The sequence below is a fragment of the Bacillus sp. TE9106W genome, assembly GCF_054062215.1.
Genome location: NZ_JBSSFA010000003.1, coordinates 387651 through 408351, shown reverse-complemented (window position 1 = coordinate 408351; position 20701 = coordinate 387651). Strand labels below are relative to the sequence as shown.

General features: G+C 36.7%; 22 protein-coding genes and 2 other annotated features. Of the genes, 16 read left to right on the top strand and 6 right to left on the bottom strand.

Going from position 1 to position 20701, the window contains the following annotated elements; genetic code table 11:
* Positions 1-70: 70 nt before the first annotated feature.
* The 4 genes from ACVWY7_RS08480 (at position 71) to ACVWY7_RS08465 (ending at position 2629) form a co-directional block, all read left to right on the top strand.
* Positions 71-334, top strand: coding sequence for a CD3324 family protein (locus ACVWY7_RS08480; protein ID WP_342718995.1), 264 nt, complete (start codon positions 71-73; stop codon positions 332-334).
* A gap of 179 nt (positions 335-513) precedes the next feature.
* A complete protein-coding gene (locus tag ACVWY7_RS08475; protein ID WP_001015967.1) occupies positions 514-1200 on the top strand; it encodes a DUF421 domain-containing protein in 687 nt (228 codons plus the stop codon).
* 110 nt (positions 1201-1310) lie between these two features.
* The gene (locus ACVWY7_RS08470) at positions 1311-1952 is read left to right on the top strand and encodes a FusB/FusC family EF-G-binding protein (RefSeq protein ID WP_105989793.1); all 642 of its coding nucleotides are present in this window, start codon (positions 1311-1313) and stop codon (positions 1950-1952) included.
* Positions 1953-2245: 293 nt separating this feature from the next.
* Positions 2246-2629 carry a MerR family transcriptional regulator gene (locus ACVWY7_RS08465; protein WP_072192809.1) on the top strand — a complete coding sequence of 128 codons (384 nt, stop codon included), beginning with the start codon at positions 2246-2248 and terminating at the stop codon, positions 2627-2629.
* 72 nt (positions 2630-2701) lie between these two features.
* Here the strand turns inward: ACVWY7_RS08465 and ACVWY7_RS08460 are convergent, their stop codons facing one another.
* Positions 2702-3586, bottom strand: a complete 885-nt coding sequence (locus ACVWY7_RS08460) for an NAD(P)-dependent oxidoreductase (RefSeq protein WP_283092050.1) — start codon at positions 3584-3586, stop codon at positions 2702-2704.
* Between the two features lie 360 nt (positions 3587-3946).
* Here ACVWY7_RS08460 and ACVWY7_RS08455 point away from each other — a divergent pair, with 360 nt between their 5' ends.
* Together ACVWY7_RS08455 and ACVWY7_RS08450 are read left to right on the top strand one after the other, a co-directional pair.
* Positions 3947-4234 (top strand): hypothetical protein, encoded by a 288-nt coding sequence (locus ACVWY7_RS08455; RefSeq protein ID WP_142395580.1) that lies wholly within the window; start codon positions 3947-3949, stop codon positions 4232-4234.
* A 186-nt stretch (positions 4235-4420) separates the two neighbouring features.
* Positions 4421-4621 carry a hypothetical protein gene (locus ACVWY7_RS08450; protein WP_078439579.1) on the top strand — a complete coding sequence of 67 codons (201 nt, stop codon included), beginning with the start codon at positions 4421-4423 and terminating at the stop codon, positions 4619-4621.
* Positions 4622-4789: 168 nt separating this feature from the next.
* Here ACVWY7_RS08450 and msrA read toward each other — a convergent pair whose 3' ends face one another.
* Entirely contained in the window at positions 4790-5326 is a 537-nt protein-coding gene (gene msrA, locus ACVWY7_RS08445) for a peptide-methionine (S)-S-oxide reductase MsrA (protein WP_001291879.1), read from the bottom strand.
* Between the two features lie 91 nt (positions 5327-5417).
* On the bottom strand, positions 5418-6176 hold the full coding sequence (locus ACVWY7_RS08440; RefSeq protein ID WP_105989792.1) for an SDR family oxidoreductase: 759 nt from the start codon (positions 6174-6176) through the stop codon (positions 5418-5420).
* Between the two features lie 258 nt (positions 6177-6434).
* Positions 6435-6680: a binding site (T-box leader), on the top strand.
* Positions 6681-6748: 68 nt separating this feature from the next.
* Positions 6749-6988, top strand: a binding site (T-box leader).
* 151 nt (positions 6989-7139) lie between these two features.
* Between ACVWY7_RS08440 and ilvE the strand changes: the two genes are divergently transcribed.
* Genes ilvE through ilvA form a run of 6 tightly spaced genes read left to right on the top strand, consistent with a single transcriptional unit; the run spans position 7140 to position 14019 of the window.
* A complete protein-coding gene (gene ilvE / locus ACVWY7_RS08435; protein WP_000528138.1) occupies positions 7140-8039 on the top strand; it encodes a branched-chain-amino-acid transaminase in 900 nt (299 codons plus the stop codon).
* Between the two features lie 22 nt (positions 8040-8061).
* Entirely contained in the window at positions 8062-9774 is a 1713-nt protein-coding gene (gene ilvB / locus ACVWY7_RS08430; protein WP_000438876.1) for an acetolactate synthase large subunit, read from the top strand.
* Complete coding sequence (locus ACVWY7_RS08425) at positions 9771-9983, top strand: ACT domain-containing protein (RefSeq protein ID WP_000019905.1); 213 nt, start codon at positions 9771-9773, stop codon at positions 9981-9983. Before ilvB ends, ACVWY7_RS08425 begins: the two co-directional genes overlap by 4 nt.
* 14 nt (positions 9984-9997) lie before the next feature.
* Entirely contained in the window at positions 9998-11005 is a 1008-nt protein-coding gene (gene ilvC, locus ACVWY7_RS08420; protein ID WP_000861160.1) for a ketol-acid reductoisomerase, read from the top strand.
* A gap of 46 nt (positions 11006-11051) precedes the next feature.
* Complete coding sequence (gene ilvD, locus ACVWY7_RS08415) at positions 11052-12725, top strand: dihydroxy-acid dehydratase (protein WP_001255798.1); 1674 nt, start codon at positions 11052-11054, stop codon at positions 12723-12725.
* Between the two features lie 31 nt (positions 12726-12756).
* A complete protein-coding gene (gene ilvA / locus ACVWY7_RS08410) occupies positions 12757-14019 on the top strand; it encodes a threonine ammonia-lyase IlvA (protein ID WP_000250354.1) in 1263 nt (420 codons plus the stop codon).
* An 80-nt stretch (positions 14020-14099) separates the two neighbouring features.
* On the opposite strand, the gene ACVWY7_RS08405 is transcribed toward ilvA, so the two are convergent.
* Positions 14100-14327 (bottom strand): hypothetical protein, encoded by a 228-nt coding sequence (locus ACVWY7_RS08405; protein ID WP_000910236.1) that lies wholly within the window; start codon positions 14325-14327, stop codon positions 14100-14102.
* A 52-nt stretch (positions 14328-14379) separates the two neighbouring features.
* Positions 14380-15483 (bottom strand): CapA family protein, encoded by a 1104-nt coding sequence (locus tag ACVWY7_RS08400; protein WP_000854493.1) that lies wholly within the window; start codon positions 15481-15483, stop codon positions 14380-14382.
* A 216-nt stretch (positions 15484-15699) separates the two neighbouring features.
* Between ACVWY7_RS08400 and ACVWY7_RS08395 the strand changes: the two genes are divergently transcribed.
* The 3 genes from ACVWY7_RS08395 to ACVWY7_RS08385 all read left to right on the top strand — a co-directional run bounded on the left by ACVWY7_RS08395 (position 15700) and on the right by ACVWY7_RS08385 (position 18665).
* Positions 15700-16416: a DUF554 domain-containing protein gene (locus ACVWY7_RS08395; protein ID WP_000236047.1), complete on the top strand. Its 717-nt coding sequence runs from the start codon at positions 15700-15702 to the stop codon at positions 16414-16416.
* Between the two features lie 15 nt (positions 16417-16431).
* Positions 16432-17283, top strand: coding sequence for a GNAT family N-acetyltransferase (locus tag ACVWY7_RS08390; RefSeq protein ID WP_000390875.1), 852 nt, complete (start codon positions 16432-16434; stop codon positions 17281-17283).
* Positions 17284-17450: 167 nt separating this feature from the next.
* Entirely contained in the window at positions 17451-18665 is a 1215-nt protein-coding gene (locus ACVWY7_RS08385; RefSeq protein WP_046197701.1) for a multidrug efflux MFS transporter, read from the top strand.
* 47 nt (positions 18666-18712) lie between these two features.
* On the opposite strand, the gene ACVWY7_RS08380 is transcribed toward ACVWY7_RS08385, so the two are convergent.
* Positions 18713-19474, bottom strand: coding sequence for a DODA-type extradiol aromatic ring-opening family dioxygenase (locus ACVWY7_RS08380; protein WP_000982928.1), 762 nt, complete (start codon positions 19472-19474; stop codon positions 18713-18715).
* 205 nt (positions 19475-19679) lie between these two features.
* Between ACVWY7_RS08380 and ACVWY7_RS08375 the strand changes: the two genes are divergently transcribed.
* Positions 19680-20603 carry an alpha/beta fold hydrolase gene (locus ACVWY7_RS08375; protein ID WP_001102562.1) on the top strand — a complete coding sequence of 308 codons (924 nt, stop codon included), beginning with the start codon at positions 19680-19682 and terminating at the stop codon, positions 20601-20603.
* Positions 20604-20701 lie beyond the last annotated feature (98 nt).

The window sequence follows — 20701 nt, the reverse complement described above, 5'->3', positions numbered from 1 at the left end:
TCGTATCATTTTTTATATTTGGCTTTGCACCTTATTGAAATGAAACATAAAAAATAAGGGGCGAGCAGAAATGAAATACGTAAAAGCTAAGGCAGTTTTACCAGAAAGTTTAATTACTGAAATTCAAAAGTATATACAAGGTGAAACAATTTACATTCCAAAACAAGAAACAAAACATTATAAATGGGGTACACGATCTGGAGGAAGAAAACAACTAGATGAAAGAAACAAAGCCATTAAAGAAGCATTTAAAAGTGGGATTTCCATTCATCAACTTGCAGAGGAGTATTTTCTTTCCGGAGAAACGATTAAAAAGATTGTGTACTCTAAATGAAGATAAAAGAGTCTCGTTCAAATATTATTTTGAACGAGACTCTTTTTGCTTTACCCGTATTGGATATATGGGGTGTGAATGGGCATGATAATAGAAAAAAATGAATCACAATTGTATCGTATAGAAATGTGAATAGAAATAAAAATGTTATATTACATATTACAGAAAGGTGAACGATTATGAATCATCTTGGGCAAATAACGATAGAACTTTTTGTTGGTTTTTTTGTTTTATTGATTGCTACTAAAATATTAGGGAAAACACAAATATCGCAGCTAACACCTTTTGATTTTATTTCTGCCATTGTAATCGGAGAACTCGTTGGAAACACCGTATATGATCCTGAGGTGAGAGTGTGGTCTATTTTATACGCTGTTTTTGTATGGGTAATTTTAATTTACGCAATAGAAGTAATAACACAAAAATTTAGAAGGACAAGAAAGTTCTTTGAAGGATACCCTTCTATTATCATTCGTAATGGGCATATTGACAGAGAACAATTAAAATCGAATCATTTGGATATTAACCAATTACAACAAATGCTTAGGCAACAAAAAGATATATTTTCGATTCGAGAAGTTGAATATATGATATTAGAACCTAACGGAAACATAAGTGTATTGAAAAAAAGTAAATATGAATCTCCCACTATAAATGATTTAAGCTTAAAACATAAGCCTGTATACTTACCAATTTCATTAATTAGTGATGGGAAAGTAGTGAAGGATAATTTGAGGGAAGCAGGTTTTGATGAAGGATGGCTGTATAAACAAATAAAGAAAAAAGGGATTACTAAATTTGAAGACGTGTTATATGCAGAATGGAAAACAGACGAGGGTTTCTTTTGTCAGGAAATGAAGCGGTAGAACATAATCAGAATATGTAATATTCGTTTCTAAGTTATCTTTTACATATCAAAAAGCTGAATCTTTGTATACAATAAAACTAGATCAACAATTTGTATGGAGTGATAAAGATGGAAGCTTTTATTAGAAGTGATCAATACAATTTTATAAAATCACAAGCTTATATTTTAGCAAATGGGCATGCAACGGCAAATGATAGAGGTGTAATTCAAGCGTTAAAATCACTAGCGATTGAAAAGATAATACATGTATTTGAGAATTTAACGGATGAACAGAAAGAGTTAATTGATACGGTATTAACAGTTCAAAATAGAGAAGATGCAGAATCGTTTTTACTGAAAATAAATCCGTATGTCATTCCGTTTCAGGAAGTTACAGCGCAAACATTAAAAAAATTATTTCCTAAAGCGAAAAAGTTGAAACTTCCTGATATGGAAGAAATGGACATGAAAGAAATATCTTATTTAAGCTGGATTGATAAAGGATCAAGCAGGAAATTTATTATAGCGAAAAATGATAAAAATAAGTTTGTTGGTCTGCAAGGAACGTTTCAAAGTTTAAATAAAAAGAGCATTTGTTCTTTATGTCACGGACATGAAGAAGTAGGGATGTTTTTAGTTGAAATTAAAGGTGATATACCAGGAACTTTCGTGAAAAAGGGAAACTATATTTGCAAAGATGGTGTAGCTTGTAATCAGAATATGAAATCACTTGATAAATTACAGGATTTTATTGAGAGATTGAAGAAATAAAATGGAAGACCTCTAGTGCTTAAACTGGAGGTTTTTTATTTTTTGAAGAAGTAGATTAAAAATTTAACTGTACTATGATTATTAGAGGATAATTAGTTCAATAGATAAACGGAAATCAAAAAATAAACCCTATGACCATATCTCCCAATCAGTTTTAGAACGATTATTTGAAAAACTGAACCACTTACATCACAACTTCAATGAAACAAAAACCTATATGTTATTATTTTCCGTAACACTAATGTCATATTATAAGATAAGGTGATCGAATATTTAATAGGGAGGCGTTTCTATTGAAAATCGGCGAGCTGTCTAAAAAGACAGGTGCAAGTGTCCGATCTATAAGGCATTATGAGAAAAAAAATCTAATTACCGCTGTACGCCTTGAAAATGATTATCGCGAGTTTGATGATTCTGCCGTCAAACGTATCCGAATTATCCAACTTTATTTGGGGCTGGGTCTGACAACGGAACAAATTGAAGAAATATTGAAATGCGAGGATAATGGTCCGGAAGACTATGAATTTTGTGAAGAAATGCTGGAAACTTATCAAGTGAAGCTGGATCAAATCAACAAACAAATCAGTGTATTGGATGTTGTAAAGCATCGGTTGGAAAAACAAATCATGCAAATGACGGATAAAAGAAGAATGAGAAATGGAAATGCCCCTAGTTGAAACAACGGAATAATTGAAGATCCCAGTCCGCGATCATGGCGGGATCCGGGATCTCTACAGACGACTATGATGTTATAAAGACGGTTTCTTTAGCAGTTCGGTCAAGCGCGAGAATCCGTCGGTTCCGTAGCCTTCGTTGATGGCCTGCTGGGTTACGGCCATTGCAGCACTCAGAACGCTGACGTCGAGGCCGTGGTGTTGAGCAGCATGGATGATGTGTTCCATTCCTGCCGAGGCTGAGATGATATTGGACTTGTCACCAGGGTAGTGACCGGAGTCTACTTCACTTGCCAAATAAGCCATGATGTCGGGCAAGATGTCTATGATACCCTGGGCATAGACAGCGAACTCCTTTGCCGGAATATTCTCGGCAGTGGCAAGTGCGAGAGCGTGAGCGTAACCGCTCATGGATGTCCAAAAGAGATCGAGTAGGGCCACATCATATGCCGCCGCCCGGCCAGGATCCGCCCCAAGATAAGAAGTAGTGCCACCTATGCTTGCTAAGGTCGGTTGGTGGACCTTAAAGATGGATTCTGGTCCACTATACAGGACGGAAGCCGCAGGTGTCCCGATGGTCGGAGTAGGGGTCATAATTGCCCCATCGAGGTAATCGACTCCGTGTTGGGCAGCCCATGTGGCCATTTCACGGGCACGTTTGGGCGAGTCGGCAGTGAGGTTCACCAGTGTCCGTCCCTTCAGGGCATCTCCCACGGGGCCAAGGACTTCATGGACGACATTATAGTCCAGAACACAAATGATCACCAGGGGGCTTGCAGAGACCGCGCCGGTGACTGAATTTGAAAGGGTCGCCCCCTGAGAAATAAGGTAATCAGCTTTTTCGGCAGTTCGGTTCCATAATGTCGTAGGGTGACCGTTCATCAGGAATGCACCAGCTAGCGCCTGGCCCATCGGACCTAAGCCGATAACTGTAACAGGTGAACGGTGCGGGTTCTCCATCACAGATACATCTGTATCTGATACTTGACTGATATTTTGTTTTTTCTCACTTTGGTCATTTTTCTTCAATGAAAATGCCTCCTTTCAGATGTTCAAACTTAATTCTAAAGTATGACACCAGTGTCAGAGTCAACAAAAATATTTTGGTTATAATATTTAAACAAACCAGTTATAAGTAATCTATTATTCCATTAAAGGGCGAGATTGCGGAAAAGTAGTGAAAAGTGATACATATTATCCATGACTAATATGTATCACTCTTTATTATTTATGGCTTTTTACGATTTAGGTCTTGATAATGAAATAAAGTTTGATAAAAGATATATTTTGAAACATTTGCTTATTTTGAAGGAGGTAAATATGAATTACATTTCATCGAAAGAAGAAATGTTAAAAGCGAAACGGTGGTCTAAAGATATGATAGCAGCGGGTCGTGGTCATACCGTTGCTCTGAAATGTGATAATACTGTGGAAGCGACGGGGTGGCGTCGTACTATTGGCCTTAAACCGGATGGAACGGTAATAGCGGTGGGATGTGTACATACAGTCGGCCTGAAATCAGACGGCACGGTGGTAGCAGAATGTGATAATACATATGGTCAATGCGATGTAAGTAGCTGGCGTAATATCAGATTGCCTAGCAAATAGTTATTTTACAATAAATCACTAGTAATATTATTCTATTTTAGGAATAATTATGGAATAGGATATGTAGATAAGAATCCCTTTTAAAAAGAGGTTCTTATTTTTTTCCGTAAAATGAGTGTCTAAATGGAATTTTTTAAAGCCACAGTAGACGATATAATTTATAAAAAACATAGGAGAGGTGAAGAATTGTTTAAAAAGCTTTTATTTTCTTTACCAGATATTTTACTTGTGTGCATTGTTTTCTACATAACATATACAAAATCTTTTAGTTTTGGACAGACGTTAGTAATTTCAATTGCAATCGGAATCATTGGTGGCCTTGTTATAAGAATTTGTAAGGATGTATTCACGTATATAAGATGGACAATGAAACAGAGGAAATCTTGAATAGGTTGTATCGATATTAGGAGGAGATGAAATGACTAAGAAAAAGAGTAGAGTGAAAAATGAAATATTACTTTGGACATTAACAGCGGTTGTTCTCATCATTGTATGGTACTTTTTTCAAAGATAAAAACGCATCGCACTTTGAAAAGAGAGCACGATGCGTTTTTATTATTTTTTTTGCCAATTTTCTTTTATAAAGTCTTCACGGCCAGATTCTTTTTGCTCAGTAGCATATTTCTCTGGGTTCTTTTTATAGAAATGTTGATGGTATTCTTCAGCCTCATAAAAAGGTGCAGCCGGGCGAATTTCAGTTACAATTGGATCTTTAAACATACCGCTTTCTGCAAGAGATTGTTTTGATTTTTCAGCAAGCTCTTTTTGTGTTTCGGTATGATAAAAAATAGCGGTGCGATAAGATGGACCACGGTCAAAGAATTGTCCGCCATCATCAGTTGGATCGATTTGTGGCCAATATAAATTTAATAATTTTTCATATGGAAAAATAGAAGGATCAAATGTAATTTGTACAACTTCTAAATGACCAGATGTACCCGCTTTTACTTGTTCATATGTTGGGTTTTCTACATGACCACCTGCATAGCCGGAAAGTACTTTATGAATACCAGGAAGTTCATCAAATGGCTTTACCATGCACCAAAAGCAACCGCCTGCAAATGTTGCAAGTTCGTATGTTTTTTCGGACATTGCTGTAATCCTCCTAAATATATATGTTTTATATAGTATTATATAAATTGTTTTATTGCGCAATAAAAAAGATTTGAAAATATATGCTTTTTTATAAATAAGATCCTCCGCTAACATCAATTAATTGTCCAGTAACCCAGCGGCTGTCTGGTGAAGCGAGAAATGCCGCGGTATCGGCAATGTCTTCTACTTCACCTAAGCGATTGAAGGCAGAAATAGTAGTGGCATACTGTTTCATCATTGGATCGCTCAAGAGTTCCGCATTCATATCTGTTTTGATAAATCCTGGAAGTATTGCATTCACAGTTATTCCTCGTGCTCCGAGCTGTTTTGCTAGTGTGAAAGTCATTGTATTAATAGCACCTTTCGTCATACTATATGCAATGAAATCAGGTAAAGAAATTCGTGTGGCAGCGGATGAAATATTAATAATTCGGCTATTGTCACGTAAACGAGATAGAGCTTGTTGGATGATAAAGAATGGTGCTTTTGCATTTACTGAAACCATTCTATCAAAAAATTGTTCAGTCGTTTCTTCAATAAAAGCACCAGGACCAATTCCAGCGTTGTTTATTAAAATATCAAATTTAGTACTACCAGTTCTGTTTTGTAATTCGTTATCTAAAGAACTATAAAGAGCTTCTACACCATGTAAAGATTCAAGGTTTGCACCGATGGAAAAAGCTGATCCGCCATTTGACTGGATTTCATAAACGGTTTCTTCAGCCTCTTCTTTTCGATTACCATAATGAATAGCAACTAATGCACCGTCGTTTGCTAAACGTTTTGCAATAGCACGTCCAATTCCTCGGCTTGCTCCTGTAACTAATGCTACTTTTCCTTTTAACATAGTTTTCTCATCTCCTCATAAATTTTAAATGTTTTTAAGTTATTTTTCTTTATGTAGTAATGCGGACATACTTAAGTAATATATGAGTATGTGTAAGAAGTTCATTCCTGTTTTGTTTTGAGAAAAAATAAATAGACTTCGCATAAATTGATTGAATTTTATTTTTTTTAGAAAAACATGTTGACAATGAAAAGAACAACGTCCTATAATACGTTTAACAAATGAAAGTTAATTAAGAATTTTCTAACTTTAAATGTTGTATATGCAAAGAAGAGGAAAGTAGATGATTATGATCGTTTCAGAGAGCTACTCCTAGGCTGTGAGAGTAGTAACAATCGAATCATTGAAGATCACCTCGGAGCATCGCTTGCGAAAGGGAAACTGAGTAGAGGGCGGCGGCATCGTCTCCGGTAAAAGGACGGGGGTCTAATTGGACCTACAGAGCTTATATTTCGTGAGAAGTATAAGGAAGCTGAGTGGTAACGCGAAACTCTCGCCTCAGCAATCGAAGCTACTAAATTGTAGTAGTTGATTGCTGAGGCGAGAGTTTTTATTTTAAAAAAATAGAATAAGAGAATGCGTAGAAGAGGAGAGTAAATGATAGGCATTGTTTCAGAGAGCTGCCCCTAGGCTGTGAGGGTGGTAACAATCGAGTCTTTGAAAATCACCTCGGAGTACTACTTTTGAAACTAGTAAAAAGTAGCGGAGTTGTTTCCGATAGAAAAACAAAAGTCTAATTGGACTTGCAGAGCTTACATTTCGTGAGAAGTGTAAGGAAGCTGAGTGGTACCACGATTTTCCTCGTCTCAGCAATGGATTGCTACAAGTATGTAAGTAATCGATTGTTGAGACGAGTATATTTTTAATATTTATATACTGAATATTCTGTCAAAATACTCATCTCAGCAATCGATATAGAAATAGATTGCAAAAATAGAGAGAAAAAAAGAGGAGCGATGTGAGATGGGAAACCAGTACATTTATATGAATGGGGAATTTGTAGAAAAGGAAAAGGCAGTTGTTTCAGTATATGATCACGGTTTTTTATACGGAGACGGTGTATTTGAAGGAATTCGTAGTTACGGTGGAAATGTATTTTGTTTAAAAGAACATGTAAAACGATTATATGAATCGGCAAAATCTATTTTACTTACAATCCCATTGACGGTTGAAGAAATGGAAGAAGCGGTTTTACAAACGTTGCAAAAAAATGAGTATGCGGATGCCTACATTCGGTTAATTGTCTCAAGAGGAAAAGGTGACTTAGGGCTCGATCCTAGAAGTTGTGTGAAACCGAGCGTTATTATCATTGCAGAACAATTAAAGTTATTCCCTCAGGAATTTTACGATAATGGATTAAGCGTTGTATCTGTTGCATCAAGACGCAACACGCCAGATGCATTGGACCCACGCATTAAGTCAATGAACTACTTAAATAACGTACTTGTAAAAATTGAAGCGGCGCAAGCAGGAGTGCTAGAGGCACTTATGTTAAATCAACAAGGATATGTTTGTGAAGGATCTGGAGATAATGTTTTCGTTGTGAAAGATGGAAAGGTGTTAACACCTCCTTCGTATTTAGGAGCGTTAGAAGGTATTACGAGAAATAGTGTTATTGAGCTATGTGAGCGACTTCATATTCCGTGTGAGGAAAGACCCTTTACTCGCCATGACGTATATGTAGCAGATGAAGTGTTTTTAACAGGAACGGCAGCAGAATTAATTCCAGTTGTAAAGGTGGATTCAAGAGAAATTGGAGATGGGAAACCAGGAAGTGTAACGAAACAATTAACAGAGGAATTTAAAAAGTTAACGAGAGAAAGAGGAGTACGTGTTCCAGGACTGGCGGAAAGCTTAATGTAGGTAGGGAGAGGAGTTAATTGAAATGGAGCAGTATACAACACGTGAGAAATTACAGTGTGAAGAAGTGACAGGTGCCGGACACGTTATTCAATGTTTGAAAAAATTAGGCGTAACGACTGTTTTCGGTTATCCAGGCGGAGCGATTTTGCCAGTATACGATGCGTTATACGGAAGTGGATTGAAGCACGTTTTAACTCGTCATGAACAAGCTGCCATTCATGCGGCAGAAGGATATGCGAGAGCTTCTGGAAAGGTCGGGGTAGTCTTTGCTACCTCTGGCCCAGGAGCGACAAATTTAGTTACGGGTTTAGCAGATGCTTATATGGATTCGATTCCTTTAGTTGTCATTACAGGGCAAGTTGCAAAACCTCTCATCGGAAAAGACGGATTTCAAGAAGCAGATGTTGTCGGGATTACAGTACCTGTTACGAAGCATAATTATCAAGTTCGTGATGTGAATCATTTGTCACGCATTGTACAAGAAGCTTTTTACATCGCCGAAAGCGGGCGGCCAGGACCAGTATTAATTGATATTCCAAAAGATGTCCAAAATGAAAATGTAACAAGTTTTTATAATGAAGTAATTGAGATTCCAGGATACAAAATAGAGCCTATGCCAGACAGTATAAAGCTTAGAGAAGTAGCTAAAGAAATTTCAAAAGCTAAACGCCCACTTCTTTATATTGGAGGAGGTGTCATTCATTCGGGTGGATCTGATGAACTCATCAAATTTGCGAGGGAGCATCGTATTCCTGTCGTTTCCACTTTAATGGGACTGGGTGCATATCCGCCGGGAGATTCGTTGTTTTTAGGAATGCTTGGTATGCATGGAACGTACGCTGCAAATATGGCTGTAACAGAATGTGATCTACTACTTGCTTTAGGTGTTCGCTTCGATGATCGTGTAACAGGAAAATTAGAACTTTTTTCTCCGCAGTCGAAAAAGGTACATATTGATATAGATTCTTCGGAGTTCCATAAAAATGTAACTGTGGAATATCCGGTTGTTGGAGATGTGAAAAATGCGTTACATATGTTGTTACATATGCCGATTGATACACAGACAGATGAATGGCTTACGAAAATCGAGGGATGGAAAGAGGAATACCCTCTTTCCTACAACCAAAAAGAAAGGGAGTTAAAACCACAGCATGTTATTAGTCTAGTAAGCGAATTAACGAACGGTGAAGCGATTGTTACGACAGAAGTAGGACAGCATCAAATGTGGGCTGCGCATTTTTATAAAGCGAAAAATCCACGGACTTTTCTCACATCTGGCGGACTAGGAACGATGGGGTTTGGTTTTCCGGCGGCAATTGGTGCTCAGCTTGCGAAAGAGGAAGAACTCGTCATTTGTATTGCAGGCGATGCTTCTTTTCAAATGAACATTCAAGAACTACAAACAGTTGCTGAAAATAATATTCCTGTAAAAGTATTTATTATAAATAACAAATTTTTAGGGATGGTAAGGCAATGGCAAGAAATGTTTTATGAAAACCGATTGTCAGAGTCGAAAATTGGATCGCCAGATTTTGTGAAAGTGGCAGAAGCTTATGGAGTGAAAGGATTAAGAGCGACAAATTCAACCGAGGCGAAACAAGTGATGTTAGAAGCATTTGCTCATAAAGCCCCTGTCGTAGTTGATTTTTGTGTAGAAGAAGGTGAAAACGTATTTCCGATGGTTCCACCAAATAAAGGGAATAACGAAATGATTATGAAGAGGTGGGAAGAATGAGTCATACTTTTTCATTAGTTATCGATAACGATCCAAATGTCTTATTACGCATAAGTGGAATTTTTGCTCGGCGTGGTTATTATATTTCTTCATTAAATTTAAATGAAAGTGAAATGGAGTTAACGGCAGTTTGTACAGAACAAGAAGCAACATTACTCATCGGTCAGTTGAAAAAGTTAATCAATGTACTGCAAGTAAACAAATTATAAGGAGTGTATGGAGTATGAAAACATATTATGAGCAAGATGCAAATGTAGAGCTATTACAAAGAAAAACTGTTGCGGTAATTGGTTATGGATCTCAAGGTCATGCGCAGGCACAAAATTTACGCGATTCTGGTGTGGAAGTGGTAGTTGGTGTTCGTCCTGGTAAGTCTTTTGAAGTAGCAAAAGCAGATGGGTTTGAAGTAATGTCTGTTTCAGAAGCAGTTCGAACCGCGCAAGTTGTACAAATGTTATTGCCAGATGAACAGCAAGCGCATGTGTATAAAGCAGAAGTAGAAGAGAATCTCCGCGAAGGACAAATGTTACTTTTCTCACATGGATTTAATATTCACTTCGGACAAATTAACCCGCCAAGCTACGTAGATGTAGCAATGGTCGCGCCAAAAAGCCCGGGTCATCTCGTTCGCCGTGTATTTCAAGAAGGAAATGGAGTACCGGCATTAGTCGCAGTACATCAAGATGCAACAGGCACAGCATTACATGTAGCACTCGCGTACGCAAAAGGTGTAGGGTGTACACGTGCAGGTGTAATTGAAACGACATTCCAAGAAGAAACGGAGACGGATTTATTCGGAGAGCAAGCTGTACTTTGCGGAGGGGTAACTGCACTTGTGAAAGCTGGTTTTGAAACATTAACAGAAGGTGGATATCGTCCTGAAATTGCATACTTTGAATGTTTACATGAATTAAAGTTGATCGTTGATTTAATGTACGAAGGTGGTTTAACGAATATGCGCCATTCTATTTCAGATACAGCAGAGTTCGGGGATTATGTAACAGGATCGAGAATTGTTACAGATGAAACGAAGAAAGAGATGAAACGAGTACTTACAGAAATTCAGCAAGGTGAATTCGCGAAGAAATGGATTTTAGAAAATCAAGCAGGGCGTCCAACGTATAATGCGATGAAAAAAGCAGAACAAAATCATCAGTTGGAAAAAGTAGGAGAAGAGCTTCGTGAAATGATGAGCTGGATTCATGCACCGAAAGAATTAGTAAAGAAATAGAGTAAGTGATTGTAAGTGAAAAATATGTAAGAGGGGATTTGACAAGATGAGAAGTGACATGATTAAAAAAGGTTTTGATAAAGCGCCGCATCGTAGTTTATTAAAAGCAACTGGTTTGAAAGATGAAGACTTTGATAAACCGTTTATAGCGATCTGTAATTCTTTTATTGAAATTATTCCAGGTCATAAGCACTTAAATGAGTTTGGGAAGCTTGTTAAAGAAGCAGTACGTGCAGCAGGTATGGTTCCATTTGAATTTAATACAATTGGAGTAGATGACGGTATTGCGATGGGGCATATCGGTATGCGCTATTCGCTTCCGAGTCGAGAAATTATTGCAGATTCAGTAGAAACGGTTGTAAATGCCCATTGGTTTGATGGCATGATTTGCATTCCAAACTGTGACAAAATCACACCCGGTATGATGATGGCTGCACTTCGTATTAACATTCCAACTGTTTTTGTTTCAGGTGGTCCGATGGCGGCTGGAAAAACATCTAAAGGAGACGTTGTTGATTTAAGTTCTGTTTTCGAAGGAGTAGGGGCTTATCAATCTGGGAAAATTTCAGAAGAAGAATTAAAGGATATTGAAGATCATGGCTGTCCATCTTGTGGTTCTTGTTCTGGTATGTTTACAGCGAACTCTATGAACTGTTTATGTGAAGTGTTAGGTTTAGCTCTTCCTGGTAACGGAAGTATTTTGGCTATTGATCCAAGACGCGAAGAATTAATTAAACAAGCAGCAGAAAAATTAAAGATTTTAATTGAAAGAGATATTAAACCGAGAGACATTGTAACGGAAGAAGCAATTGATGATGCGTTCGCGCTTGATATGGCAATGGGCGGTTCAACAAATACAGTGTTGCATACATTGGCGCTCGCGCAAGAGGCTGGATTAGATTACGATATGAACCGTATTGATGCCGTTTCAAGACGTGTACCACATTTATGTAAAGTAAGCCCTGCTTCCAATTGGCATATGGAAGACATTGATCGTGCAGGCGGGATTAGTGCAATTTTGAAAGAGATGAGCCGAAAAGAAGGGGTACTTCATTTAGACCGTATTACTGCTACGGGGCAAACATTAAGAGAAAATATTGCTCATGCAGAGATTAAAGATAAGGAAGTGATTCATTCTCTTGAAAACCCTCATAGTGAAGAAGGTGGATTACGTATATTAAAAGGAAACCTTGCGAAAGACGGAGCAGTTATTAAAAGCGGGGCAACTGAAGTAAAACGATTTGAAGGGCCTTGTGTTATTTTTAATTCACAAGATGAGGCGCTTGCCGGCATTATGCTTGGGAAGGTTAAGAAAGGAGATGTAGTTGTTATTCGTTATGAAGGACCAAGAGGCGGTCCTGGTATGCCGGAAATGTTAGCGCCAACGTCAGCGATTGCTGGCATGGGATTAGGTGCGGATGTTGCGTTGTTAACCGATGGTCGTTTCTCTGGTGCTTCACGTGGTATTTCAGTAGGGCATATTTCGCCAGAAGCAGCTGCGGGCGGAACGATTGCACTTCTTGAACAAGGGGATATCGTTTGTATCGATGTTGAGGAAAGGTTGTTAGAAGTGAGAGTTAGTGACGAAGAATTAGATAAGCGTAAAAAAGAATGGAAACGACCAGAACCGAAAGTGAAAACGGGCTGGCTTGGACGTTATGCACAAATGGTAACATCGGCGAATACAGGTGCAGTCCTAAAAATCCCGAATTTTGATTGAGTCAATATAAAAGAGATAAGGATGATATGAAATGGTGCAAAAGGTAAAGGAGAGAGTGAAAATTGAAGATATCTTAATGGCCCATACTTGTATGAAAGATATCGTTATTAAAACACCGTTACAACGTGATACAGTTTTATCTGAGAAATATGATTGTGACGTTTATGTAAAACGCGAAGACTTACAATTAATTCGCTCTTTCAAAATTCGTGGTGCGTACAATTTAATTCAAAGTTTATCAAAAGAACAATTACAAAACGGTGTTGTTTGCGCAAGCGCTGGTAATCACGCACAAGGGGTAGCTTATACGTGTAATTTATTGAAGATTCCGTCAAAAATTTTCATGCCAACAACAACACCTAAGCAAAAAGTATCACAAGTTCAATTTTTCGGTGGTGATTTCGCAGAGATTGTATTGGTTGGTGATACATTCGATAGCTCTTTTCAAGAAGCACAGCGTTATTGTGAAGAAAATAGAATGACATTTGTTCATCCGTTTGATGATCCGTACGTAGTTGCTGGTCAAGGGACAGTGGCAGTTGAAATTATGCATGATATGGAGAAACCGGTTGATTATATCTTTACAGCAATTGGCGGTGGTGGATTAGCATCAGGTGTTGGTACATATGTGAAAGGTGTTAGTCCTGCTACACAGGTCATTGGGGTAGAGCCAATGGGAGCTGCATCTATGAAAGAGGCTTTTCTTCAAAATGATAATGTGGCATTGGAGAAAATAGATAGTTTTGTTGATGGGGCAGCAGTTAAAAAGGTAGGAAAGTTAACATTTGAAACTTGTAAAGATGTAATTGATGACATTGTTTTAGTACCAGAGGGAAAGGTTTGTACGACGATTTTAGAACTATATAAGAAAAATGCAATTGTAGCTGAACCGGCGGGTGCATTATCTATTGCAGCGCTTGATTTATATAGAGATGAAATAAAAGGTAAAACAGTTGTTTGTACGCTAAGTGGTGGAAATAACGATATTGATAGAATGCAAGAAATGAAAGAACGATCTCTTATTTACGAAGGGTTAAAGCATTATTTCATCATTGAATTCCCGCAGCGTTCAGGTGCGTTAAGAGAATTTCTTGATAAAGGATTAGGGCCAGAAGATGATATTACTCGCTTTGAATACATTAAGAAACATAATAAAGAAAATGGTCCAGCATTAGTCGGCGTAGAATTAAAACATAAAGAGGATCATGAGCAATTAATTACTCGTTTTAAAGAAAATAATATTCAATTTATGGAGCTTAATAAAAATCCTGTTTTGTTTGATTTACTTATTTAATAGAAGGAAAGAGTTAGCATCTAAACAAAAAAGATAGATACAAGCGGGGAAATATAATGCTTGTTCTATCTTTTTTTAAGTTAAACTAGATACTCATTAAATTCAAGAAGGATAAAGCTAGTTAACCAAAAGAGTATCGCAATACGAATGATTACATACATAGTAAATTCAAAGGTAGTAAGCTTTCGTTCACGTTTTATTTTTTTTAGAAGTCTAACAGAAAAAAATGAACATAAAAGTAGAACGGCTATAGATACTTTATAAATATTCTCTAACAAACTTACATTTTTTAATAAGTCTTTCAGCATGTTCATCACCTATTCTGTAAAGTATGTTACAGAGAAATAAATCTTGCGGTGTCTAGTTTCGTTTGTTTTTTATGTTCCCTGTATCATCAATTTCTACGTCAGTTGAAATTGTTTGTAAATATTGTAGAGCTTTTTTCTTTTCGTCCGCATTTACAGGGGAGATTTGGTTGTTGCGAATGATGTAAGGATTGAATGACATTTGGACATCCTTTCCTTTAAAAGTTAAAGTTAATACGCCGGTTTCGGCGCTTTTCCCGCTCACGTAACTTGGGAATAAAAAGTTTCCTAATGAGTAAGCGATAGGAACTTTATTATAATACTCAAATCCTTGAAGCCAATGTGGGTGACTTCCGACAATCGCGTCAGCTCCTGCTTCAACCATTTTAGGTACATATTGTTTTTGGTATTCTACCGGACGATTTGATTTTTCAACGCCCCAATGCATATAGACAATTAAATAGTCTGCATCTTGCTTTTGCTCTTTAATTGTCTTGGTTACGAGATTTAAATCATATCCGTTCGCAACACCAGGTTTATTGTCACCAGCTACCCAATTCGTATCAGGCATAAATCGAACGAAGGAAAGGAATTTGAACTTTTTCCCTTTTACAGTCATTTCACGTGCTGTATATGCATCTTTTGCATTTTTTCCGGCTCCGATGTAAGGGAACTTTAATTTTTCTACGTGAGAAATCGTGTCTAATAATCCATCTTGCCCATAATCAAGTGTATGGTTATTCCCAATATTTACGATATCATACCCAGTGTTTTTAATCGCTTTAAGCGTGGATGGATCACTTTTAATCCAAAACAGTTGTCCAGGAGCTTTCTTTTCTCTCATTGTAAATGCTGACTCTAAATTAACGAAAGAAATATCAGCTTTTGTTATTTCTTCTTTTACATGCTGGAATGGATAATCAGCCCCGTTTTTTTCGATTACAGGACGTAATTGCCAATCGAACATAGTATCACCAGAGAAGGTGAGTGTGATTTCCGGATTTTCTATTTTCTTTTCATTTGTTGAAGCGGTTTTACTAGATTTGTTTTGCAAATCGGGTTTGTCTTTCGCTTTTGAAGTAAAAGAGTAGTTAATTAATAAAACAATTGGTGTAATGCAAAAGGCTATTAACAGAAATCGTTTTAGTAAAGTTTTCATAAATACCGTCCCTTTTGAATTTATACCGCAATTTGTAGGCAATAAAACTTACGTTAATTAAAGAATCACATTATGTATAACTACAAAAAATTGCGGTTTATGTTGTGAAAAACATTTGTTAATATTCCCAATATTAAGTTAACATATAGATAACCTGTAAATCAATGAATAAACCAAAATATAGAAATAAAGAATTTGAAGGGTGAAGAATGAGAAATGGTTATATTAGGAGCGGTTGTAAATGGGATTTGTATTATATTTGGTACTTTACTAGGTAAATTATTTAGTAGGATTCCAGAAAGTATGAAGGGAACAATTATGCATGCAATTGGTTTAGCGGTTACTGTGCTTGGACTTCAAATGGCATTGAAAAGTGAAAATTTTCTTGTTGTCATACTAAGTTTAGTAATTGGTACCGTCATCGGGGAATGGCTACAATTAGAGGGAAAGTTAAAACAGTTAGGAGATTGGCTAGAAAATAAAGTTGGATCGAAAGGGAAAGGGAGCATATCAGAAGGTTTTGTAACAGCTACACTTATTTTTGCAATTGGCGCGATGGGGATACTGGGTGCACTCGACAGTGGTATTCGTGGCAATCATGATATTTTATTTACGAAGGCGATTATCGACGGATTTATTTCTATTATATTAACGACAACTCTAGGGATTGGCGTAGTATTTTCAGCGATTCCAGTCATTTTATATGAAGGTGGTATTGCAGTTTTTGCAACACAAATTAATAGTGTTGTCCCGAAAGAATTAATGAATCAATTTATAGTGGAAATGACAGCTACAGGCGGTATTATGATAGCCGCTATTGGATTGAACTTACTCGGATTTATTAAAATTAAAGTCGCAAATTTACTTCCAGGTATATTAGTAGTTGGAATCATTGTTTCACTTATTTATAGTTACAATTTAATAGTAAAGTAGGGGATGGAGATACAGATGGAGGAATTTCAATTTACAAAACGTGTGCATAACATATTGAAGATTGCAGCAGAAGAGGGAGAAAGTAATATCATTCAACCAGTTCATTTATTTATTGGCATGTGTAAAGAAGGTACTGGCGTATGCAGCGAGTTGTATATGTATTTGTTTCGTAACGTAGGTACAGATTTTTTTGAAAAGCTTTCAATACAAAAACAAAATGATTTAACGAATCAAGAGTATAAAAAAATAGGGCATTATAAGTTATCATATAAGACGCTAGAAGTTTTACAAATAGCGAAAAAACGTATGGAACGTTTTCAGCAAGTATTAATGAACGAAGGACATGTTATATATGCACTCTTTCGCGCGGATACGTTTATTAAAAATCCACAAATACAAAAAGAGATATTACGTATTGTAGATGAGCCAAGAGATTTAGCGGTTGATTTAAAATGTTTTGTTCCTGCTTATACTCATTTAACTTGTCATGTTAGAAAGGCTAACTCTTCTGATTTTGGGAAATTAGTAAGTTTTGTTAGTGAGGAATTTGGTGAACGTTGGTTACATTCGATAGAGTACGGATTTCGTACATATAAAGAAAATGTACCTATTTATATAGCAGAACAAGAAGAAGTGATAGTAGGTTTTGCTTGTTATGATGTAGTGAGAGGAAAGAAAGGATTGTTTGGTCCAATGGGCACGGCGAAACAAAATCGTGTGAAAGGTGTAGGGAAGCAATTGTTACATTGTAGTCTGCATAGTATGAAGCAAGAGGGTTATGAATATGCAATTATTGGGCAAGCGGGCCCAATTGAGTTTTATGAGAGATGTTGTAATGCACGTTTAATACCGATTATGGATCATTAACCAACTTCATTTAGGTGGAGTTGGTTTTATTATGAAAAAATGTGGGAATGTAGTGATTTTTATTAGAAAATAGCGGGTTTTGTAGTAAATCTTACAAATAAAGCAAATTACTAAACTTTTTACAAGAAAGGGTGTAGAATGGGTATCTAAAGAAAGAAGGTGTGAAAATGGCCAGCTGGAAACGAAATTTAATGATTTGTTGGCTAGGTTGTTTTACCACTGCAGCCGGTATGAGTTTAGTAATTCCTTTTTTATCTTTTTATATTGAGGAATTAGGGGTAACTGGCACTTCTAGTATTGCACAGTGGTCGGGACTTGCATTTGGTGTAACATTTTTAATGGGTGCGATCGTATCACCAATATGGGGAAAGCTTGGTGATATACATGGACGGAAATTGATGCTAATTCGTGCGAGCCTTGGTATGGCGATTATTATGACGCTAATGGGGTTTGTAACGGATGTGTATCAGCTAGTCGCACTAAGATTTTTGATGGGAGCAGTATCTGGTTTCCTTTCAACAGCGATGACATTTATTGCAGCAGAAACTCCGCAAGAGCATTCAGGTTGGGCGATCTCCACAATTTCAACTGGTGGCGTGAGCGGTTCTTTACTTGGACCGTTACTTGGAGGTTATTTATCTGAGTTAATTGGAATGCGTCATGTTTTTCTTGTTACAGGAGCTTTTTTATTCCTTTCCTTTCTCATCGTTTTTTTCTTCCTACATGAAGAAAATCACTCTGCTCAAGCAAAAAAAGTACAAACGAAAAAAGTATGGACGATGGTTCCAGCTAAACATTTGATTATTAGTTTGTTTGTCACAACATTTATTATTCAACTTGCTAATATGTCTGTTCAGCCAATTGTTACATTGTACGTGAAAAATTTAGTTGGTCCTCAAACAGCGCATATTGAAACAATTGCAGGTGCCGTTATGTCAGCGACAGGATTAGCGGTTATTTTGGCAGCACCAAGATTAGGACGATTATCAGATCATATCGGTCCTCAAAAAACGTTAGTTGTAGCGTTGTTTGCTGCAGGAATTATCTTTATCCCGCAAGCATTTGTAACCTCAGCTTGGCAACTATTAATTCTTCGATTTTTATTAGGAATCGCACAAGCAGGATTATTACCTTCCGTACAAACTCTACTAAAACAACATACACCAACCCATGTAACCGGACGAATATTTGGGTATAATCAATCGTTTCAGTTTTTAGGAAATATGATTGGACCAATACTTGGTGGACAAATTGCAGCGCATGCTGGTTTTCAATATGTTTTCTTCTCTACATCATCACTATTGTTTATTGCGTGCATTTGGGTTTATTTTCATAATAAGAACGAAGGGGTATCAGAGAAACGACATTTGGAAGTTAGTTAACTAAGTGAATAAAAAAGGATGAAGCAATGATTGCTTCATCCTTTTCTTTAAAATGTAAGACATAGGTAGCTTAATGTACCAAGATCATAACTACGGTGAATGACTTCACCGCTATTTTCACCACTTCCCATAGCGATAAATAAAGGAACAAAATGCTCTGCTCTTGGTACTGCTAATTGTGCATGAGGCGCATTGTTTTCCCAATTAAACAACGCATCTTTATCGTTAGTCTGCATATGTTTTATAATCCAATCATCAAATTCAATTGCCCATTGTTCGGGTGTAGTTTGATTCCATTTCAGTGCTCGTAAGTTATGAACGGTTACACCGCTACCGATTATTAAAATATCTTCTTGTCCAAGTCCTTTTAATGCTTCTCCAATTTTAAATTGTTCTTTTGCAGAAAGGAATGGATTTACTGATATTTGTACGACAGGAATATTTGCTTCTGGATACATGCGATGCAAGAGTGTCCATGAGCCATGATCTAAACCTCTCGTCATATTATGATGGACTGGAATACCTTTGTTTTTAAACTTTGTTTCTAACATGGATGCAATGCTAGAAGAACCTTTTGCACGATACTTAATTTCGTATAACTCTGGAGGAAAACCTCCAAAATCATAAATTGTTTCATATTCGTTATCTGATGAGGAAATCGTTAATACTTCACTTTCCCAGTGAGCAGTGAAAATAACAATTGCTTTCGGTTTATATGTTTCTCCAAGTGTTTTTAAGAAACTTGTATAATCTGTATCTTGAATAGCAAGCATTGGTGATCCATGTGCTAAAAATAATGACGGCATCATATTGAAAACCTCCTGAAAATAAATTACTTTATGTAAGTAACTATATAATTTTACTTTTAGTTCGTCAAGAAATTATTATTGAAACAAGTCTGAAAAATAGATTATTTGTTATAATGAAAGCAAGTACATATAATATGTAATAAGAAAAATGAATATAGATTCATTTTTTGAAAATAGATACATAATAGATTTGGGGGCTGACGAAATGAACGTACAGGAAAGTTTCGTTACGGCATTGGATGAATCAGAAATTTATTTACGCAAGTGGTTACCAGAATGTGAACCGAAAGGGATTATTCAAATTGCACATGGTATGACAGAACATGCAGGTGTTTATACAGATTTTATTGATGCTTTATTAGAAGCAGGCTATGGTGTTTATGCGCATGATCATAAAGGCCATGGGAAAACAGTAAAAAGAGAAGAAGACTATGGTCATTTTGAACCAAATGTAGGTTGGAGTAAGGCTGTATCTGATGTTATTTTTGTATCAGAAACGGTAAGAAAAGAGCAGACATGCCCGTTATTTTTACTTGGCCATAGCATGGGTTCTTTTTTATCAAGACGTGCTGTACAACTGAAAGGTGAATTATATGATGGATTCCTTATTTCAGGAACTGGTGGAAACCCAGGGTTCTTAGGAGTCATTGGTCATAAAGTAGCGACAATTGAGATGAAATTACGCGGGGCAAAAACGAAAAGTCCGATGCTAAACTTTTTATCATTCGGAAACTTTAATTCGAACTTTAAGCCAAATCGTACAAATTTTGATTGGTTATCTTCAGATAATGATCAAGTTGATAAATATATTGCCGATCCGTTATGTGGGTTTATTTGTACGACGAGTTTTTATCGAGAATTATTTTCTGGTGTATTAGAAGTAAATAAATTAGAAGAATACAAGAAGACGCCAAGCAATCTTCCGATACATATCTTTTCTGGAGACCGTGATCCTGTTGGAGATATGGGGAAAGGCGTAAAAGAAGTATATGAAAACTATAAAAAATGTGGTGTGAAAGATGTAACGCTGCGTCTATATGAAAATGGAAGACATGAAATGTTCCATGAAGTAAATAGAGAAGAAGTATTTAAAGATTTGATTTCGTGGTTAGAAGAACATAATAAATGAGAATGAAAGCTAAGTCCAGACTGTTTATAGTTTGGACTTTTTGTTTGTAGGTGTTGCAAGTATTTACTGATGTAGTGTTCATATCATTTTTACATATT

Coding starts and splice junctions, on each gene's coding strand:
- ACVWY7_RS08480 (WP_342718995.1), top strand. CDS start 71: ATGAAATACGTAAAAGCTAAGGCAGTTTTACCAGAAAGTTTAATTACT.
- ACVWY7_RS08475 (WP_001015967.1), top strand. CDS start 514: ATGAATCATCTTGGGCAAATAACGATAGAACTTTTTGTTGGTTTTTTT.
- ACVWY7_RS08470 (WP_105989793.1), top strand. CDS start 1,311: ATGGAAGCTTTTATTAGAAGTGATCAATACAATTTTATAAAATCACAA.
- ACVWY7_RS08460 (WP_283092050.1), bottom strand. CDS start 3,586: ATGGAGAACCCGCACCGTTCACCTGTTACAGTTATCGGCTTAGGTCCG.
- ACVWY7_RS08455 (WP_142395580.1), top strand. CDS start 3,947: ATGAATTACATTTCATCGAAAGAAGAAATGTTAAAAGCGAAACGGTGG.
- msrA (WP_001291879.1), bottom strand. CDS start 5,326: ATGTCCGAAAAAACATACGAACTTGCAACATTTGCAGGCGGTTGCTTT.
- ACVWY7_RS08440 (WP_105989792.1), bottom strand. CDS start 6,176: ATGTTAAAAGGAAAAGTAGCATTAGTTACAGGAGCAAGCCGAGGAATT.
- ilvE (WP_000528138.1), top strand. CDS start 7,140: ATGGGAAACCAGTACATTTATATGAATGGGGAATTTGTAGAAAAGGAA.
- ilvB (WP_000438876.1), top strand. CDS start 8,062: ATGGAGCAGTATACAACACGTGAGAAATTACAGTGTGAAGAAGTGACA.
- ACVWY7_RS08425 (WP_000019905.1), top strand. CDS start 9,771: ATGAGTCATACTTTTTCATTAGTTATCGATAACGATCCAAATGTCTTA.
- ilvC (WP_000861160.1), top strand. CDS start 9,998: ATGAAAACATATTATGAGCAAGATGCAAATGTAGAGCTATTACAAAGA.
- ilvD (WP_001255798.1), top strand. CDS start 11,052: ATGAGAAGTGACATGATTAAAAAAGGTTTTGATAAAGCGCCGCATCGT.
- ilvA (WP_000250354.1), top strand. CDS start 12,757: ATGGTGCAAAAGGTAAAGGAGAGAGTGAAAATTGAAGATATCTTAATG.
- ACVWY7_RS08405 (WP_000910236.1), bottom strand. CDS start 14,327: ATGCTGAAAGACTTATTAAAAAATGTAAGTTTGTTAGAGAATATTTAT.
- ACVWY7_RS08400 (WP_000854493.1), bottom strand. CDS start 15,483: ATGAAAACTTTACTAAAACGATTTCTGTTAATAGCCTTTTGCATTACA.
- ACVWY7_RS08395 (WP_000236047.1), top strand. CDS start 15,700: ATGGTTATATTAGGAGCGGTTGTAAATGGGATTTGTATTATATTTGGT.
- ACVWY7_RS08390 (WP_000390875.1), top strand. CDS start 16,432: ATGGAGGAATTTCAATTTACAAAACGTGTGCATAACATATTGAAGATT.
- ACVWY7_RS08385 (WP_046197701.1), top strand. CDS start 17,451: ATGGCCAGCTGGAAACGAAATTTAATGATTTGTTGGCTAGGTTGTTTT.
- ACVWY7_RS08380 (WP_000982928.1), bottom strand. CDS start 19,474: ATGATGCCGTCATTATTTTTAGCACATGGATCACCAATGCTTGCTATT.
- ACVWY7_RS08375 (WP_001102562.1), top strand. CDS start 19,680: ATGAACGTACAGGAAAGTTTCGTTACGGCATTGGATGAATCAGAAATT.